Origin of the sequence: Cryobacterium sp. TMT2-15-1 (genome assembly GCF_004402345.1) — a bacterium.
Lineage (GTDB): Bacteria > Actinomycetota > Actinomycetes > Actinomycetales > Microbacteriaceae > Cryobacterium > Cryobacterium sandaracinum.
On the sequence record NZ_SOGD01000016.1, the window covers coordinates 1 to 2,847 of the forward strand.

Genomic DNA, 2,847 nt, shown 5'->3' on the forward strand with positions numbered 1-2,847 from the left:
GCACCAGCAGCATCGGAGTCGGACCACCCGAATTCGTAGACACCAAGCCCCGCAAGTTCGGGGCGGTCAAGCAGGACGTCAGACATATTTACCTCTTCTGCCATCCCGGCAACCCGGATATTAGTCCGGTCATCCCGAGCCGGACTCCGTGAGGAGACCGGCTGAGAACGAGTTGTGAGGACGGCTCAGGTGCGCACCGCTGAGAGATCAAAGACAATCAGGGCCACGCCGTGCTGCGTCGCGGTCATCTGGACCACGAGCATAAAAAAAACGAGAACACTTCACCCTAGGCTTCAGGGTTTCATCTGGCTACACTTCGGCTCGCTTTGGCGGGTCACCGGCAGGTTGTCGCGGGGTCGTCGGGGAGGCGCGGGCGCGCAGCGGATGCCGGCGGCAGCCTCCGGGGTTCGCAGAACGGCCGCGGGAGCTTAGAGTGTCTGGATACTCGCGCAGGCGAAACGCTCAAGCGGAGCGGTCCCGACGCGTCCATGCAACGTGAAGTCCGAGGAGTCCCATGACCGACACCATTGCCCCCATCGCACCGGCCCACGGCGTCGGTCTGACCGCCGCCGCCGCGCTGAAGGTGCGCAGCCTGCTCAGCCAGGAGGGTCGCGAAGACCTGAACCTGCGCGTCGCCGTGCAGCCCGGAGGCTGTTCCGGCCTGATCTACCAGCTCTACTTCGACGAGCGCATTCTCGAGGGCGACGTCGTCGTGGACTTCGACGGCGTCGGGGTCGTGCTCGACAAGATGAGCGTGCCGTACCTCGAGGGTGCCTCGATCGACTTCGAGGACACCATCGCGAAGCAGGGCTTCACGATCGACAACCCGAACGCCGGCAGCAGCTGCGCCTGCGGCGACTCCTTCAGCTAGAACCGCCGTCGCCTCGCCTGGCCTTCCGGCGCAGGTCGCGGAGGCCGACGCACGGGAGAACCTGCGCCCGCTTTCCGAGCTGCGCCGCGACCGTCAGCGGCCCGGGCTGCCCCGGTGTCAGCGTGCGCCGACGACCATCCACTTCGCCGCCCGGGCGCGCAGCCCGAGGGTCACCGCGCGGGCGCCCAGGTAGCCGAACGTGAACGCGGCCATCAGCCAGGCCAGCCCCGCGGCCCCCGACGGTGCCAGCACCAGCACCGCGATCGCCAGCGGCACGAAGGCGGCCAGGTTCACCAGCCCGGTCAGGGCCAGGTAGCGCGCGTCGCCGGCGCCGATCAGCACTCCGTCGAGCACAAAGACCACCCCGCCGAGCGGAACGGATAGCCCGAGCACGATCAGGGTCGCCGGCAGCAGGCCGCTGACCTCGGTCGCGTTCGTGAACGCTCGGCCGAGCACGCCGCTCGCGGCGATCACCAGCAGCCCGAGGGCTGCCCCGCTCAGCACACCCCATTCGAGGCAGCGCCTGAGCACAGCGCGCACCTCGGCCAGGTTGCCGGCGCCGAGGCCACGGCCCACCAGCGCCTGTGCCGCGATCGCGAGCGCGTCAAGGGCGAACGCCAGCGTGGCGAACAGGGTCATCGCGATCTGGAAGGCGGCCAGCTCGGGAGAACCGAGGTTTGTGGCCACGAACACCGCGAGCAGCATCGCCGCACGCAGGCTCACCGTGCGCAGGAACAGCCAGCCACCGGATGTCGCGCCCCGCAGCATCCCGGCCCGATGCGGGCGCAGCGGCGCGCCCTCGCGGCGGGCGTGGCGGCCGACGACGGCCAGGTAGACGGCGACCATCGCCCACTGGGCGACGACCGTACCGAGGGCGGACCCGACGATGCCGAGACCCAGGCCGTAGATGAACACCGAATTCAGCAGGATGTTGGCCGAGAACCCGATCCCCGCCACCCACAGTGGGGTGCGGGTGTCCTGCAGCCCACGGAGCAGGCCGGTCGCCGCGAAGACGAGCAACATGGCCGGCAAGCCGAACATTGAGAGGCCCAGATAGCTGGCGGCCGCGGCGGTGACGGCGGGCTCGGCTCCGAAGGCGCCGACCAGCAGGGGAGTGGCGAACCAGCCCGCGATGGCGAGCAGCACGCCGAGGCCGAGGGCCAGCCAGAGCCCGTCGATGCCGACGGCGACCGCACGGCGGCGGTCGCCGGCCCCGAGCCACCGGGCCACGGCGGGCGTGGTGCTGTAGGCCAGGAAGACCATCAGGCCGATGATCGTCTGAAGCACGGCGCTGGCCAGGCCGAGTCCCGCCAGAGGAACGGCGCCGAGGTGCCCGACCATGGCGGAGTCGGCGAGGAGGAAGAGCGGTTCGGCAATGAGCGCGCCGACGGCGGGAATGGCGAGGCGCAGGATCTCGCGGTCGATGGGCTGCGGGCGAAGCACGGTGATGGTGATCCCAAGACTCTAGTTCAGCCGTTCCGAACACCGTCGTCGATCCCGCCCGGTGGTCGAGCCTGTCGAGACCCGGCGACCCGACCTCCGACGGTTCCCGTCCCGTCGCTCCCGTCCGTCCGTCCCGCCCGGAGCTCGGCCAGTCGGGGCTGGCCGCGCAGCAGGGGTTCCTCTCGCCGGAGGCCCTCATCCAGAACTGGACCGGCTCCTCGAAGGGCGATGCGTACAAGCTCGTCGCGGTCGGCACGATGATGGCCGACACCGAGGCGGCCGACAAGCTGGTCGACGAGGCGCTCTCGACGCTCTCGACGCCCGACGCGGATGCTGTCGAGGTCGCTGAGTTCGTCGCGAGGGTGCCGTGGCAGGCGCCGATCGCCCGGGCCGTGACCGCCGGCACCCTCTCCGTCGACGCGGCCGAGTCGATCCGGGCCGGGCTCGGCCAGATCGACGCCTCGGTCACCGCGGAGAAGCTCGCGGCGGCCCTCGCGGCGCTCCTCACCGAGGCGTCAACGGTGAATGCCGAC

At 70.3% G+C, this 2,847-nt stretch carries 3 protein-coding genes; 2 read left to right on the forward strand and 1 reads right to left on the reverse strand.

Translation table 11 applies throughout. The annotated features are described in order from the left end of the window. Positions 1-514 precede the first annotated feature (514 nt). A complete protein-coding gene (locus tag E3O62_RS03360; RefSeq protein ID WP_134396073.1) occupies positions 515-871 on the forward strand; it encodes an iron-sulfur cluster assembly accessory protein in 357 nt (118 codons plus the stop codon). A 117-nt stretch (positions 872-988) separates the two neighbouring features. Here the strand turns inward: E3O62_RS03360 and E3O62_RS03365 are convergent, their stop codons facing one another. After that, a complete protein-coding gene (locus E3O62_RS03365; protein WP_241973290.1) occupies positions 989-2,320 on the reverse strand; it encodes an MATE family efflux transporter in 1,332 nt (443 codons plus the stop codon). A gap of 251 nt (positions 2,321-2,571) precedes the next feature. Here E3O62_RS03365 and E3O62_RS03370 point away from each other — a divergent pair. Continuing rightward, positions 2,572-2,847: hypothetical protein (locus tag E3O62_RS03370; protein ID WP_134397546.1), on the forward strand; the 276-nt coding region annotated here is incomplete at its 3' end.